This is a genomic window from Pseudomonas sp. VI4.1, assembly GCF_002029345.1.
Classification (GTDB): Bacteria; Pseudomonadota; Gammaproteobacteria; order Pseudomonadales; family Pseudomonadaceae; genus Aquipseudomonas.
Map to the genome: position 1 here is coordinate 1 of NZ_MULM01000062.1, position 12,826 is coordinate 12,826.

12 protein-coding genes and 1 other RNA gene are annotated in these 12,826 nt (G+C 54.9%); 9 read left to right on the plus strand and 4 right to left on the minus strand.

Translation table 11 applies throughout. The features are described 5' to 3' along the window. Positions 1 to 100: 100 nt before the first annotated feature. From ligA to BZ163_RS01700, 4 genes are all read left to right on the plus strand, one after another. Positions 101 to 2,458 carry an NAD-dependent DNA ligase LigA gene (ligA, locus tag BZ163_RS01685; protein ID WP_128869534.1) on the plus strand — a complete coding sequence of 786 codons (2,358 nt, stop codon included), beginning with the start codon at positions 101 to 103 and terminating at the stop codon, positions 2,456 to 2,458. Positions 2,459 to 2,638: 180 nt separating this feature from the next. Next, positions 2,639 to 3,802: a putative zinc-binding metallopeptidase gene (locus tag BZ163_RS01690; protein ID WP_128869535.1), complete on the plus strand. Its 1,164-nt coding sequence runs from the start codon at positions 2,639 to 2,641 to the stop codon at positions 3,800 to 3,802. 198 nt (positions 3,803 to 4,000) lie between these two features. Continuing rightward, positions 4,001 to 4,097, plus strand: an RNA gene (ffs, locus tag BZ163_RS01695) — signal recognition particle sRNA small type. Positions 4,098 to 4,415: 318 nt separating this feature from the next. After that, complete coding sequence (locus BZ163_RS01700; RefSeq protein ID WP_128869536.1) at positions 4,416 to 5,372, plus strand: NUMOD3 domain-containing DNA-binding protein; 957 nt, start codon at positions 4,416 to 4,418, stop codon at positions 5,370 to 5,372. A 321-nt stretch (positions 5,373 to 5,693) separates the two neighbouring features. Here BZ163_RS01700 and BZ163_RS01705 read toward each other — a convergent pair whose 3' ends face one another. Beyond that, positions 5,694 to 5,960, minus strand: a complete 267-nt coding sequence (locus BZ163_RS01705) for a helix-turn-helix domain-containing protein (protein WP_128869537.1) — start codon at positions 5,958 to 5,960, stop codon at positions 5,694 to 5,696. A gap of 118 nt (positions 5,961 to 6,078) precedes the next feature. On the opposite strand from BZ163_RS01705, the gene BZ163_RS01710 reads away from it, so the two are divergent. Continuing rightward, a complete protein-coding gene (locus tag BZ163_RS01710) occupies positions 6,079 to 6,387 on the plus strand; it encodes a hypothetical protein (protein WP_128869538.1) in 309 nt (102 codons plus the stop codon). Positions 6,388 to 6,721: 334 nt separating this feature from the next. After that, positions 6,722 to 7,609, plus strand: a complete 888-nt coding sequence (locus BZ163_RS01715; RefSeq protein WP_128869539.1) for a hypothetical protein — start codon at positions 6,722 to 6,724, stop codon at positions 7,607 to 7,609. Between the two features lie 623 nt (positions 7,610 to 8,232). Here the strand turns inward: BZ163_RS01715 and BZ163_RS01720 are convergent. Then, positions 8,233 to 8,652 (minus strand): hypothetical protein, encoded by a 420-nt coding sequence (locus BZ163_RS01720; protein ID WP_128869540.1) that lies wholly within the window; start codon positions 8,650 to 8,652, stop codon positions 8,233 to 8,235. Positions 8,653 to 9,368: 716 nt separating this feature from the next. Here BZ163_RS01720 and BZ163_RS01730 point away from each other — a divergent pair. Both BZ163_RS01730 and BZ163_RS01735 read left to right on the plus strand, forming a co-directional pair. Beyond that, positions 9,369 to 9,938, plus strand: a complete 570-nt coding sequence (locus tag BZ163_RS01730) for a recombinase family protein (protein WP_128869541.1) — start codon at positions 9,369 to 9,371, stop codon at positions 9,936 to 9,938. A 354-nt stretch (positions 9,939 to 10,292) separates the two neighbouring features. Further along, a complete protein-coding gene (locus BZ163_RS01735) occupies positions 10,293 to 10,991 on the plus strand; it encodes a hypothetical protein (protein ID WP_128869542.1) in 699 nt (232 codons plus the stop codon). 52 nt (positions 10,992 to 11,043) lie between these two features. Here BZ163_RS01735 and BZ163_RS01740 read toward each other — a convergent pair whose 3' ends face one another. Then, positions 11,044 to 11,352: a hypothetical protein gene (locus tag BZ163_RS01740; protein ID WP_128869543.1), complete on the minus strand. Its 309-nt coding sequence runs from the start codon at positions 11,350 to 11,352 to the stop codon at positions 11,044 to 11,046. Between the two features lie 149 nt (positions 11,353 to 11,501). On the opposite strand from BZ163_RS01740, the gene BZ163_RS01745 reads away from it, so the two are divergent. Further along, the gene (locus BZ163_RS01745) at positions 11,502 to 12,080 is read left to right on the plus strand and encodes a hypothetical protein (protein ID WP_128869544.1); all 579 of its coding nucleotides are present in this window, start codon (positions 11,502 to 11,504) and stop codon (positions 12,078 to 12,080) included. 634 nt (positions 12,081 to 12,714) lie between these two features. On the opposite strand, the gene BZ163_RS01750 is transcribed toward BZ163_RS01745, so the two are convergent. Further along, positions 12,715 to 12,826 (minus strand): transposase domain-containing protein (locus tag BZ163_RS01750; protein WP_143510995.1); only part of this gene is annotated, 112 nt, incomplete at its 5' end.

Sequence of the window (12,826 nt, forward strand, 5' to 3'; positions counted from 1 at the left end):
AGCTCGCTCGCCCGGCAAAGCCTGGCTCCTACAATGAATCTCCGCCGCTTCAACAGATTGAGCAGCCTCGGCTGCTCTTTTGCTTTATGAGAGAACACCCATGACCGCCGCCAACAAACGCATTCTAGAGCTGCGCGCTGAGCTGGATCAGCACAACTATCGCTACCACGTGCTGGACGAGCCGAGCATTCCGGACGCCGAATACGATCGGTTGTTCCACGAGCTCAAGGCCCTCGAAGCGGCCAACCCCGAATTGATCACCAGCGATTCGCCGACCCAGCGCGTCGGCAGCGCGGCGCTGTCGGCGTTCACCCAGGTGCGCCACGAAGTGCCGATGCTCAGCCTCGGCAACGCCTTCGAAGAAACCGACATGCGCGAGTTCGATCGCCGGGTCACCGAAGGCCTGGATCTGCCGAGCGGCGACTTGTTCGGCAGCGCCGCCGCGGTGGAATACAGTTGTGAACCCAAGCTCGACGGCCTGGCGGTCAGTCTGTTGTATCAGGATGGCGTGCTGGTGCGCGGCGCGACCCGCGGCGATGGCACCACCGGTGAAGACATCAGCGTCAATGTGCGCACGGTACGCAACATCCCGCTCAAGCTGCATGGCAGCGGCTGGCCGGCGACCCTGGAGGTGCGCGGTGAAGTGTTCATGTCCAAGGCCGGTTTCGAGCGGCTCAACGCCACGCAGCTGGAAGTCGGCGGCAAGACCTTTGCCAATCCGCGCAACGCGGCGGCGGGCAGCTTGCGCCAGCTGGATTCGAAGATCACTGCCAACCGTCCTCTGGAATTCTGCTGCTACGGCATCGGCCAGATCTCAGCGGATATTGCCGACACGCACATTGGCAATCTCAAGCAGCTCCAAGCCTGGGGCCTGCCGATCAGCCATGAACTGAAACTGGCGTACGGCATCGATGAATGCCTGGATTACTACCGCGACATCGGTGAGCGCCGTAATGCGCTGACTTATGAAATCGACGGCGTGGTGTTCAAGGTCAACAGCATTGCCTCCCAGCGTGAGCTGGGTTTTCGCGCGCGCGAAATGCGCTGGGCCATCGCGCACAAATTCCCGGCCATGGAAGAACTCACCGAGTTGCTCGATGTGGAATTCCAGGTGGGCCGCACTGGCGCGGTGACGCCGGTGGCGCGCTTGAAACCGGTCAAGGTGGCCGGCGTCACCGTGGCCAATGCGACCTTGCACAACATGGATGAGGTCGCGCGCCTGGGCTTGATGATCGGCGACACGGTGATCATCCGGCGCGCCGGCGACGTGATTCCGCAGGTGGTGCAAGTGATCACCGAGCGCCGCCCGGATAACGCGCGGCCGGTGCAGATTCCCGAGCAGTGCCCGGTGTGCGGCTCCCATGTCGAGCGCACGCAACTGGTCAAGCGCAGCAAGGGGCGCGAGACCATCAGCGAAGGCGCGGTGTACCGCTGCGTCGGCCGGCTGGCCTGCGGCGCGCAACTCAAGCAGGCGATCATTCACTTCGTCTCCCGTCGCGCCATGGACATCGAAGGCCTGGGCGACAAGAGCGTCGAGCAACTGGTGGACGAAGGCCTGGTGAGTTCGCCGGCCGATCTGTATGCCTTGAAGTTCGACGATATTGTCGACCTGGAAGGGTTTGCCGAACTGTCGAGCAAAAAACTGCTCAGTGCGATCGAAGACAGCAAACAACCAAGCCTGGCGCGCTTCATCTACGCCCTGGGGATTCCCGACGTCGGCGAAGAGACCGCCAAGGTGCTGGCACGCTCCCTCGGCTCGCTGGAGCGGGTCCAGCAGGCCTTGCCGCAAGTGCTCACCTACTTGCCGGATGTCGGCCTGGAAGTGGCGCACGAGATCCACAGCTTCTTCGAAGATGCGCACAACCAGCAGGTGATCAAGGAACTGCTCAAGCACGGCCTGCAGATCCAGGACCAGGGCGAGCTGGGCGCCGAATTTTCCGCCAGCACCACCCTCGGCGGCTTCCTCGACAAGCTGCATATTCCCTCGGTAGGCCCGGGCGGGGCGCAGAAGCTGGCTGACAAGTTCGGTTCGCTGAAGGCGGTGATGAACGCCGACTGGCTGGACATGCGTCAGGCATTGCCGGAGAAACAGGCGAATGCGGTTCGGGAGTTTTTCGCGCAGGCGGCTAATCGCCAACTCGCTGAGGCCGCCGAAAAGCAGCTGAGCGATTTCGGCATGCACTGGCAGAGCGAGAAAAAAGTCGTCGAAGGCTTGCCGCTGGCCGGGCAGACCTGGGTGTTGACCGGTTCGCTGGAGCTGATGAGCCGCGAGGTGGCCAAGGACAAACTCGAAAGCCTGGGTGCCAAGGTGGCGGGCTCGGTGTCGGCCAAGACCCACTGCGTGGTCGCCGGGCCGGGTGCCGGTTCCAAGTTGACCAAGGCCAATGAGCTGGGGTTGAAGGTGCTGGATGAAGAAGCGTTTGTCGTGTTCCTGGGCAAGCACGGTATTACCGTTTGATGCCATTCGTGCAAGCAGCTCCTACAGGAGTCACCGGTGTACAGATGAATTGTGGTCAACGCCAACCCCCTGTAAGAGCTGGCTTGCCAGCGAAAGCAATATCAGCCGTCTCACAAAAAATCGGGAACGATCGATACCCATTCATGATCTAGTCTTGGCCAGTCCCAGGGAGAGATCGCCATGTACCGCTTCTTCGAACAGCTCAGCTCGCGCATCGCCGCGCCGTTCATGGCTGAGAGCTCGCGCAACAGCAAAGTCTGGCAGTGCCGGTGCGGGCAGTCGCTGTTCTTCCGCAACAGCCAGTGCCTGGCCTGTTCGGCGGCCCTGGGTTATCAGCCCGAGCAGGGCCGCCTGTCCTCGCTGCAGCCCGGCGTGCACGCAGACACCTGGCTGCTCGACGCCGATCCCGAGGCGGGTATCTTCCGCCGCTGCGCCAATCTCGACTCCCCGGCCGCCTGCAACTGGCTGCTCCCCGCCAACGACCATGATGCGCTGTGCATCGCCTGCAGCCTGAACCACACCATTCCCGACCTGTCGATTGCCGAAAACCCCGAACGCTGGCGCAAGGTCGAAACCGCCAAGCGGCGCCTGGTCGCGCAGTTGGTCAGCCTTGGCTTGCAGGTGATTGCAAAAAACCAGGATGAAGCGCGCGGCCTGGCCTTTGACTTCATCGGCGTCGACCTCGAAGGCCAACCCCCGACCACCGGCCACGCCAACGGCCTGATCACCCTCGACATCAAGGAAGCCGACGACGCCCATCGCGAACAGGTCCGGGTGCAGATGCACGAACCGTATCGCACGCTGCTCGGGCACTTTCGTCACGAGGTCGGGCATTACTACTGGAACCGGCTGATCGCCAACAGTCATTGGCTGGAACCGTTCCGCGGTCTGTTCGGCGACGAACGCGCCAGCTACGCCGAGGCCCTCGAGCGCCACTATCAACAAGGCGCGCCGCTCGCCTGGCAACAACAGTACGTCAGCGCCTACGCGAGCATGCACCCATGGGAAGACTGGGCCGAAACCTGGGCGCACTACCTGCACATGATGGACGCCGTGGACACCGCATTGGGGTTCGGCATGAGCGCCCGGGAACTGGACTTCGACTACCAGCCCTTTCCCTCCAGCACCCTCTACGACCCGCAGCATCCCGGAGGCGCGGCGTTCCTGTCCTTCGTCAACGCCTGGATCGAACTGGCCGGCATGCTCAACGAACTGTCGCGCAGCATGGGTCAGCCGGATTTCTATCCGTTCGTCCTGCCACCGGCGGTGATCGCCAAGCTGCACTTCATCCACCTGGTGATCCAGCAGGAGGGGGGCAGGGCGGATGAGGTGTTGGCGCAATAGATCAGGCGATCGCAACCTTCGGATGCATACCGCTCCCTGTAGGAGCCGCCCCGCGAAGCGAGGCTGCGATCTTTTTAAAGCTCACTGCATGTCCTTGAGCCGACTCATTTTTTTTAATCTGGCCGAACGGTTGTAACTTCGTCTCAGATAGGTACAATGGCGCGGCTCGCCAACTGGTGAGTGTCGTTATGGTGACCCCATCGGTCCCCCCGCAACGATTACCCGTGAACCTGGTCAGATCCGGAAGGAAGCAGCCACAGCGGGAACATTGTGTGCCGGGGTGTGGCTGGTGGGGTTACCACCTATCTCCAAGTCCTTGATTCTACAAGGATTTTTCAGTCAAAAAACTCGAAGTGTGACAGCGTTTAGGTACACCTAAGTGGTGCATCGCAAGCGGCATGCTATCGTCTGCCTATGGTTTCTTCAACTTTCCTCTGGTCAACCTTCTTGCTTGGCGGCAACTGGCTACTGGCTATGTCGGTCAGTACTGTCACTGAACCTTTTGGTGAGGTGTGAAGATGACCACTGCAGTTTTGGTGGCCCGTAAGCCCTCCAGATAAGCTGCCTATTGGCTGGGGAGGCAGGACATCTCTTTGAGCATATGGAGAGATGAATGGATCACGCACGCATTTACGACGCCCTGTTAACGAAAGCCAAAGGCCGGGGCCTCAACAAGGCCGAACATACTGGTTACTTCGAGATTCATCACATCGTACCTCGATGCAGGGGTGGGAGTGATGCGAAGAATAACCTGGTGATGTTCACGGGCCGGGAGCACTACATCGCACACATGCTGCTGTGGAAGATGCACCCGAGCGATTACCTCCTGGTGTACGCCGCGTTCATGATGGCGAATGTTGATTCACGCAACGGCGGCAAGGTCAACTCCAGATTATACGCTGCCATCCGCGAAGAGTACGCCCGCGTCCAATCTGAGCTTTTGACAGGCATGATGACCAAGTCATTGGTAGGTGTCCGTAACCATAGACTGCTGGTCGTCAGTCAGGCTGGATATAAACGCAATGCTAGGGGCCAGAAAATGGCTAAATGGAATTGCGTTTGTGATTGCGGCGTAAAGCGCGTCCTCCTTACCAGGGAAGTGAGCCCTGACTGCGTAGGCTCGTATAAGTCTTGTGGTTGCCTGGTAGCTGATACAGCGAGGCTCGGCGTGGGCGAGAACAACCCCTTCTTCGGCAAAAAGCATACGGATGCTGCCAAGGCTAAGATGCGGGAGAAGCGCCTCGGGAAGATGCCGGCCAACGCTGGAACCCCGAAGTCCGATGCTTGTAAAGCAAAAATCTCTGCCACCAAACTGGCGAGGGGACAGTTGCCCTGGGAGCACGGGTCAGTCGTAAACAGTAACGACAGCATGACCATCTGGCGCTCAGCCGATGCGTTGTACGCCTTCTGGGTGGCGCTTCGCAAACCCGCGTTTGTAACGTTCTCAATACAATACAACCGCCGTTACGGAACAAACCTCATCAGTTCTAAATTCAAAACACTCATCACCAAATTCTCCGAAGGGTGGATTCCTTCCGAGGATAACGGCTGGGTAAACTTTATAGGATAGATTCGGGCCACAGAACGTATCGGCCTAAAAAACAGGTTCGGATGCTGGGTGTCTTCTCTGAGACTCCTGTTATGGGGGGGGGGGCGCTGCCGATCCGGCAAGTCCCACATGGCGCTGCTTTACCCTCTTACTGTGATCATTTTCCTCTCGCCATCAAAGCCGTTCAGGTTGGATAAGCATCGGGGAGGCATCAAGCCGCGACAGGCGTTTAGCTCCAGTGATAAATCGTCAGGAATCATCCTGAGCGAGTGAATGGTTGTAGCAGCACTTGCACGGATGGCCGGGTGTGATGTGCGTGCGCTACCCATTGGCGCCCCATCATCACTGAGATTCCGCTTTGCCATCTACTGACAGTGATCTCTCAAACTCTGCGATCAGATCCGGCAAGCCAATTCCCAAGACTTTGCACAAATCGCGAAGCTGCACGATATCCAGGCGACGTGCTCCGCTTTCAACGTCGCTCATGAAGGATTGTGGGCGGCTCAGAGCGGTTGAGCACTGAGCTTGAGTCATACCAACCGCTTTCCTGTGCTTCTTCAGTAGGGCAAGAAGTGCAGTGTGTTCAGGTCTATAGATCGTCTTGGACATGGCTGACTGGCTACGAGTGGGCAGCCTTCCAACCTATATCTGGTTTCCAGATATCTGAATTTGGGATAAATTCCTTCCTTCACACCCCAGCCAACCATCAGCGGATTACGGATGAATCATGAACGAGCAGCTTTTTGTTCTGGCCAGCCAGAAGAAGAAAACAAACCACTTGCTTCATTTATTGCTGTGCATACCAACGCTCGGATTTTGGGCGATTGTCTGGATCGTTGTTGCGTCGGTCAATCATGGCAAGAATGTTCAAATCGATCACAAGATCAACAGTCTGATGCACTACAAGTCACAAGGAATGACTGACAACGAGAGCTATCAACAACTGAAGACTGACAACAGTTCAAGCAACCTTGCGACTATCAGGATTGTGTTCATCGTCATTGCAGTGGTATTCGTCTACTTCGCACTACGGTGAATAGCCGAAGGTCGATATTCAGCAGGCAATCCGAAAGCCAACAGTAAAGCGTCTGAGGCCGCTCAGGGGCTACGGCAAGTTCGTTACTGGTTCTGGATGATCTGCATGGATAAAGTTGCTCATAACGCACCACAGGCGCCTGTAGTGCGGTGCTACTTGACTTCCTCTGGCTTCCTTAGTATGATGGGCGTCTATTCGCAGTAGACCAGACCGCATCCGCCACCAACCAAGGTGATCTCGGAGTGTGGTTTTCTTGCGTCCGCGATTTGACAACTAACCCGGCACTACCCGAGAGGAACTGCCTATGACATGAACTTGAACAAGGAGATCAACAATGCTTCACGCTACCACCTGGCCACCCCTTACAGATATCAATCCTCTTACTCTCGCTCAACTTCGCCAAGCCCGTGACGAGAACCGCACTCTCCGTGTCGACAACCTGATTGTCGAAAAGCAAACTGGCGAAATCATCGGTTGCTACGTGCACAGTCAACTCACACCAGAGCCATACAACTACCTGCCTCAAGTGAAGGCGACCGCTTACCGACCAAACTTCACTATGTTTGATGACGGCACTCCACTTGAGATGACTGCGGGGCCAGAAGCTTCACAGCAAAGCTCGGCAGATATCATCCAGTTTCCACAACAAGCCCTCTTGGCATCGAATGCCGGTCGACCAGTCGCTGTACTGACCAACCCATTAGCCGGATTCTTGCAGTACTTCAATTTCGACGGATACTCCGCCGATTGGATAGATGGCTATATCATCGGAGCGTGCGGTATACAGGTAGAGCATGAAAGTGGTCTAACTGCGACGACTGGACGCTTCAACGTATCGCCAAGTGACGTTCGGAGGGTGTTATACCAATCCGAAATCTGTACAGAGAGCGCAGCCACAGCTCTCTGCAACCACAACCTTGAACCTATGGGCGTTCGCCAAGTTGAGCGTGTTGTACAAGCGGCGCGAATTGCACTTGGAGGCTTGATGCGTCATCTTGAGGGCCATCCGGAACTGATGGAACAATTTGAGTATACGTTGGACTTTGAGGCGTTCTGGAAAGAGCGTAGTGCATACCTTCGGGGGGAGTCACCCGACAACGCAGAAGCGATGAAGCTGTTCCGGCAAGACCAAACCGTAACAGTTACTGCCGTAGCCAAACGGTTTGGAGTCCACAGGAACACAGCAGGCAACTGGAAGCGGGAAGCGCTGATGCACAATTAACGACAGATATTATAAGAGAGCGAAGCGAACGATGCTTTTGACGTTGCCTTGCACGGTAAGCGACAGCTTACATGTGTACTTCAGTGAAGGGACTTCGCGACTGTATACCCTGTGAGAGAGGCGATAGCCTGAAGGTGTAGCTGGGATTGTTGATAATTATCAATCCCAGAATTTCAATGTGGTCTCTAACTTGAAGTTTACTGTTTTCAGCTATCGCTGATAGGTGAACACGTGAATACTCACGTATTCCCTTCTTGCACTACAAACAAGATCAAGGGCACCAGCGAAGCTAAAATGTGGTTATGACTTACTGTGTATGTGCAAGACCGGTAGGTCTAAGGTGTCCCCACTCCATAGTGAACGGCAGTTCATGGGCATGGGCGGATTGATAATTGACAATTATCCGCCAACCAATAGGAGTGGTTCTGCGTCAAGCTAGCGCTTGCCAGTGCAATAGACGCGAGCGATGCTCGAACTAGAAACTGTCGTAAGCTGCGCTTACCGGAATTACTTGGATGTCAGACTGTGCAGAAGCGTTGATCCCCAGCACAGCGTGCGCTGTGAACTGATTCGCCCTAAGAGCGAGTGAACGCAAGTTCACAGCAGTCATTCATGTTGAAGTGTCACGCCTTCTCAGGGCGAAAGCCCCGGTATACCCAGTTGCATGTCAGACCAAATCCGTACAGCAGTAGACATCCACCAGACCAAGCGACGAATAGAAATGCTATCTGTTTGGTTTGAGTCCATAGTAGGTTCTTCAGGTCCTCTTCGTATTCAGCGTCAGCCTGCCGGATGGCACTCTTAACTTCATCCACCGTTCGAAGGTGGGAAGTTCGCATGGAGTACAGTATTCCGTGTGTAGCATCCTTGTCAGGGTGTTCTAGATCCTTGATCTTGGCTCGATAACTGATCAGCACCTGATTGTGACGGTCTTGAATGTGGCTGGTCCGGCTAACTTCCATCACGCCAAAGACAGTCGTGCCGATAGCCGTTAACACGGCCAGGATCAACCACAAGCGTTGCCATCCGTTCATTCTGTCCATGTCGTCCCTGTTGTTAACTGGTTTGCCTGCATTGTGGCATGGATGATGGCTGATTGGAGTCAGGCGGGAAACCTCCGCAAAACCCCACCTAAACCTCCCTGATACCTCTATGCCCATCACACGTTCAACCTGTAGCGAAGAGGGTGCCCATGGCTACAGCCCGCATTCCGCATAGATAGTGATTAAAGTTTGCTTAGTGGGATGCGTTGACAGTGCTGAATCTTGGGTTTATGCGTTGAAATGCCATATTTCGTCCGTAATCGCCGAATTCGTGCAAGGTAGGGGCACCCCGCCGCCCTGAACTGGCGTCAACAGCCAGATGTCGGCAAGTGCCCAACTGAGCTAGCCTGCTTCTCTCATCCAAGGAGGATTGCCATGTCAGACCAGAACGAAGCCACAGCCAACGCCCTTGAGTTGCTGATGATCAGTCAGAACGGCATAGGTGCTGCCATGAAGAGCTCGCCAAGTGGGTGCGGGAGCGTGGCTCTACAGATGTTGCAGACAATGCAGTGACAGCCTTGGAAGTTCTCGACCTGCACGCTGAAGGCATCACCACTGCAATCAGGGTGCTTCGGGGCGAATAAGGGATCATCAATCGACCGTTAAACGATGCCAGCCAAACCTTCTCGGATTGGTATCATTAAAATAGCATTTACGATTAAATGATCCTTCGGTATCGTGATCCCACCTTAACTGATACCAAGGAGCCGCTCGCCATGTCCCGCACATTTTTGTACTGCCGCGTCAGCACCGCTAGCCAGTTCACTGAGAACCAAGTGCAGGAAGTGAAGAGTGCAGGCTTCGACGTGCAGGCGAGTCGAGTAGTTGAGGAAACCATCTCAGGCAGTATCGCTGCAACGGAACGCCCCGGCTTCCAAAAGCTGTTGGAACGCATGGAATCATCAGACGTGCTGATCGTGACCAAGCTTGACCGTCTGGGCCGTAATGCGATGGATGTCCGCCAGACAGTTGAGCATCTAGCTGCTACTGGCATCAGTGTTCACTGTCTTGCCCTTGGCGGCGTGGACCTGACTTCACCAGCGGGCAAGATGACCATGCAAGTGCTGGGGGCAGTAGCTGAGTTTGAACGTGACTTGCTGATAGAGCGTACACAGGCAGGCTTGGCTCGTGCCAAGGCTGAAGGCAAGAAGCTGGGACGTCCTGAAGCAACCGACACCACAACCGCAGTCCAACGTCTGAAGGCTCAAGATCGAACACAAGCACAGGTTGCGAAAGAGCTGTCTATCGGTATTGCCACCGTCAAGCGTCATTGGAACAAGGCTTAATCATTCTCGCTTTCACAGTGCCCACAGGCCCGCCAAAGAGCGGGCTTCGTCGTCTTTGGACATTGGGTAGCTGCCCCTGAACTGGTCGTCTCCAGCGGCCTCACAGACTCATCAAGAAGGGCGTCAAAGGTTATTTTTGAGAAGCTCAGGTTTCCATTAGCCCCCACTGCACCCCGCTTAGCACCTCGGGCAAGACTGAGTGTTCGCAGAGACCCCCCACCCCGTACCCCCCTTCTTTGTGAAGAGGTCGAAAATTTTGGCGGAAAAGGGGATTTGCCCTGTGAGTGGCGATGAGCTGATGATGACAATTTGCCTCTATTGTCCTATCTTTCAAAAATTCGACGGAGATAGTTCATGAAAATCCCAGAAGTTATCATCGAAAATATTCAAGTTGAGCCACTGAAAACGGCCATCGCCGCTTGTGAATATGTGGATCAACTAATTGGTGAACGCTGTGATTTTGGACCCTTCGAGCACGAAATATTAATGGAGGCTTACGCTCTTGTTTCTGAAATGGCAGAAGCACGATTAATAGAGTTCTCAACGGTCTTGGACGACGTGGAGGTGCACCACGTTAGCTCATGTATGGCGATAGCTAATTTCTTATGGGGTGTGTCATATGAGCTTGAACAACAGCAAGCAGCTCAGACGCTAGCGTCGATGAAGAGGCAATTTGCAAATATCATTTCTTCATCTTTTACCTACGAATTCACCGAAAGCGATGTCGCTCGTATCCAGACGCTGCTCGGTGAACTTTGGCAGCTTCTTTGTGATAATGACGAACTCGAAGAACAGCACAAACGTCGTCTCTTGAAACGAATAGAAAGTCTGCAATCGGAGATACGAATGAAAATGTCTGATCTTGACCACTTCTACGGCCTGACCGTAGAGGGCAGTGTGATGCGCAAGAAGGTTGGCGGGAATCTGAAACCAATAGTTGATCGTATTATGGAAATCACCAAGATTACCTGGGCCACTCAGTCACGCGCTGAAGATCTTCCGTATGGGAGTGATCCTTCGCTGATTGGTCACGATGCCGTCAGTCAGCGATAGCCAACTGCATCTCTCTGGGGGCAGCCAAGCTCTCCATCTCACTACTCTTGAGCTAGGTCCTGCCCTTCGTGTGATCACCGTAGGCGTATCCCATCCGTGATGTTTCCCGTTCACGTTCCCGGCTGTACGTGTCACTGAGCGTCCATTTCAGACGCTCGTGTTCAACCTTGAGTGCAGCCAGTTCCTTCGATCCGTCACGGTACATGACGATCATTCCCGCAATAGTCTTGTGGGCTCTACGCAAATCCTGACGTGTTGTGTCCAGCTCAGCTTCCAGCACTGAACAGTAGTGTTGAAGCATTTCCACGTGGGTTGGCATCCCCAGCTCAAACCCTGATTCATCGATCAAATCGTCTTCCATCACGTCTGCACCAAACACTGTATGTTCGTACAGTATCTGTAGTGTCAGACGGACTCAAGAGTTGTGTCCCTAGGATGCGCGCCTGTGGTTGGCTTTCAGACGAACGACTCAGTAACATTCGTAAAATCGAGTGATGTGCGGGTGACGATATGAAAATGGACGACGCAAAAACGGGCTTTGGGTTGAAGTGGGTTAAATGGCTAGCTGGAGCGATGCTCGTACCCGCATTGGGCGTCCCTGCTAACAAGCTTGCGGAGAGCTACTACAAAGAGTCGTTTGTTAACTCCACGCTTGAAGCTACAGGGGTATGGTTGGCGACTCTGAACAGATTGTTTGAAAATGACATCTATGTGCGAATTTTTGCTCTCATGGTTTTGTTAATGGCTATCGCGGCAGTAGCCATTCCAATGATGATGAGCGCATCTGTCCGGCGTAAGCGCATAGCACCGTATGTTTCACCCTTTACGCCAGATGAAGAAGCCGTGCTTGTCGCCATTGGAAAGATGACGCGGAGGAGTCCAGCACTTGAGTCCCAAAGGATAGGTAAGTTGACCGGCTTGTCGGTAGAGTCAGCACAGCAAGCTCTCAAAAAGCTCGATCATCTGAAGTTTACCTACTCTTCTTATAATCGTCGGGGTAAGGCACTGATAGAACTCACCCCAAAAGGTCGTGGGCAATTTCTAAAGCTAGCACCGTTCGCTACGCTGGAAATCGTCCCGAAATGCTGAAGAAGAGAGGGGGCGATTCTGTCATTCGTGCAGACGCCGGAGGTCTTCATAGTCATCTTCTGTCCATGCCGATTCAGCAGGCTCATCCGGTGTGGGCAGTGCCCGTCTTCGCAGGATGCAGTACGTCACGCCGGGTGAGCCCCATCATTATTTTCTAGCCTAAAAACCGAATCGTCAGAAGAGTTGCACTCTATTTTCGGCGGGGGCATGGGTTCTGTGGAGAACGGTCTTGGTCAATACAGAATGCCGGTGCACATTCCGAGAGCGAACAGGAACGAGATTGGTACACTGTTTAGGGTGAAGATGGAATGTAATGGATACCACGCGAAACAGCCCACGCATGCTAGCAACGCTTTCCAGCCGCGATTGCGGGATAGCGGTCTGCCCCAGCGGGAAAGCAGCCATATGAATGCTCTCACTAGCAAGCCCGCCGATATTCCGCCAATCAGAGCCAACGCAAGTAGCACCAAGTAAGTGCCCATCCCTGCTGTCATGCTGACACTCCCATCCATGCCTTCATGTTGATTCTCTTCCTGCGACTGGCTCATTTGCCGAGGAGTCTAGTGCACTGTGGGAGATGGGCTCCTTCATCCGAAACGATGGATCTTGCAGAGCTTTTGTAAGCGAACGGGCATTACAGGTTGCGTAACGGCAGCCAGTTATGCGGCAACAACCCGGCGATCTCACTGGCGCGCTGGGTCGGCAGCCGCATCAGCACATCCTTGAGATAAGCATACGGATCATGC

What these genes read in the sequence shown, in the direction of transcription:
- BZ163_RS01700 (WP_128869536.1), top strand. Translation starts at nt 4,416, where the DNA reads ATGGATCACGCACGCATTTACGACGCCCTGTTAACGAAAGCCAAAGGC.
- BZ163_RS01720 (WP_128869540.1), bottom strand. Translation starts at nt 8,652, where the DNA reads ATGGACAGAATGAACGGATGGCAACGCTTGTGGTTGATCCTGGCCGTG.
- BZ163_RS01730 (WP_128869541.1), top strand. Translation starts at nt 9,369, where the DNA reads ATGTCCCGCACATTTTTGTACTGCCGCGTCAGCACCGCTAGCCAGTTC.
- BZ163_RS01715 (WP_128869539.1), top strand. Translation starts at nt 6,722, where the DNA reads ATGCTTCACGCTACCACCTGGCCACCCCTTACAGATATCAATCCTCTT.
- BZ163_RS01740 (WP_128869543.1), bottom strand. Translation starts at nt 11,352, where the DNA reads ATGGAAGACGATTTGATCGATGAATCAGGGTTTGAGCTGGGGATGCCA.
- BZ163_RS01745 (WP_128869544.1), top strand. Translation starts at nt 11,502, where the DNA reads ATGAAAATGGACGACGCAAAAACGGGCTTTGGGTTGAAGTGGGTTAAA.
- ligA (WP_128869534.1), top strand. Translation starts at nt 101, where the DNA reads ATGACCGCCGCCAACAAACGCATTCTAGAGCTGCGCGCTGAGCTGGAT.
- BZ163_RS01690 (WP_128869535.1), top strand. Translation starts at nt 2,639, where the DNA reads ATGTACCGCTTCTTCGAACAGCTCAGCTCGCGCATCGCCGCGCCGTTC.
- BZ163_RS01735 (WP_128869542.1), top strand. Translation starts at nt 10,293, where the DNA reads ATGAAAATCCCAGAAGTTATCATCGAAAATATTCAAGTTGAGCCACTG.
- BZ163_RS01710 (WP_128869538.1), top strand. Translation starts at nt 6,079, where the DNA reads ATGAACGAGCAGCTTTTTGTTCTGGCCAGCCAGAAGAAGAAAACAAAC.
- BZ163_RS01705 (WP_128869537.1), bottom strand. Translation starts at nt 5,960, where the DNA reads ATGTCCAAGACGATCTATAGACCTGAACACACTGCACTTCTTGCCCTA.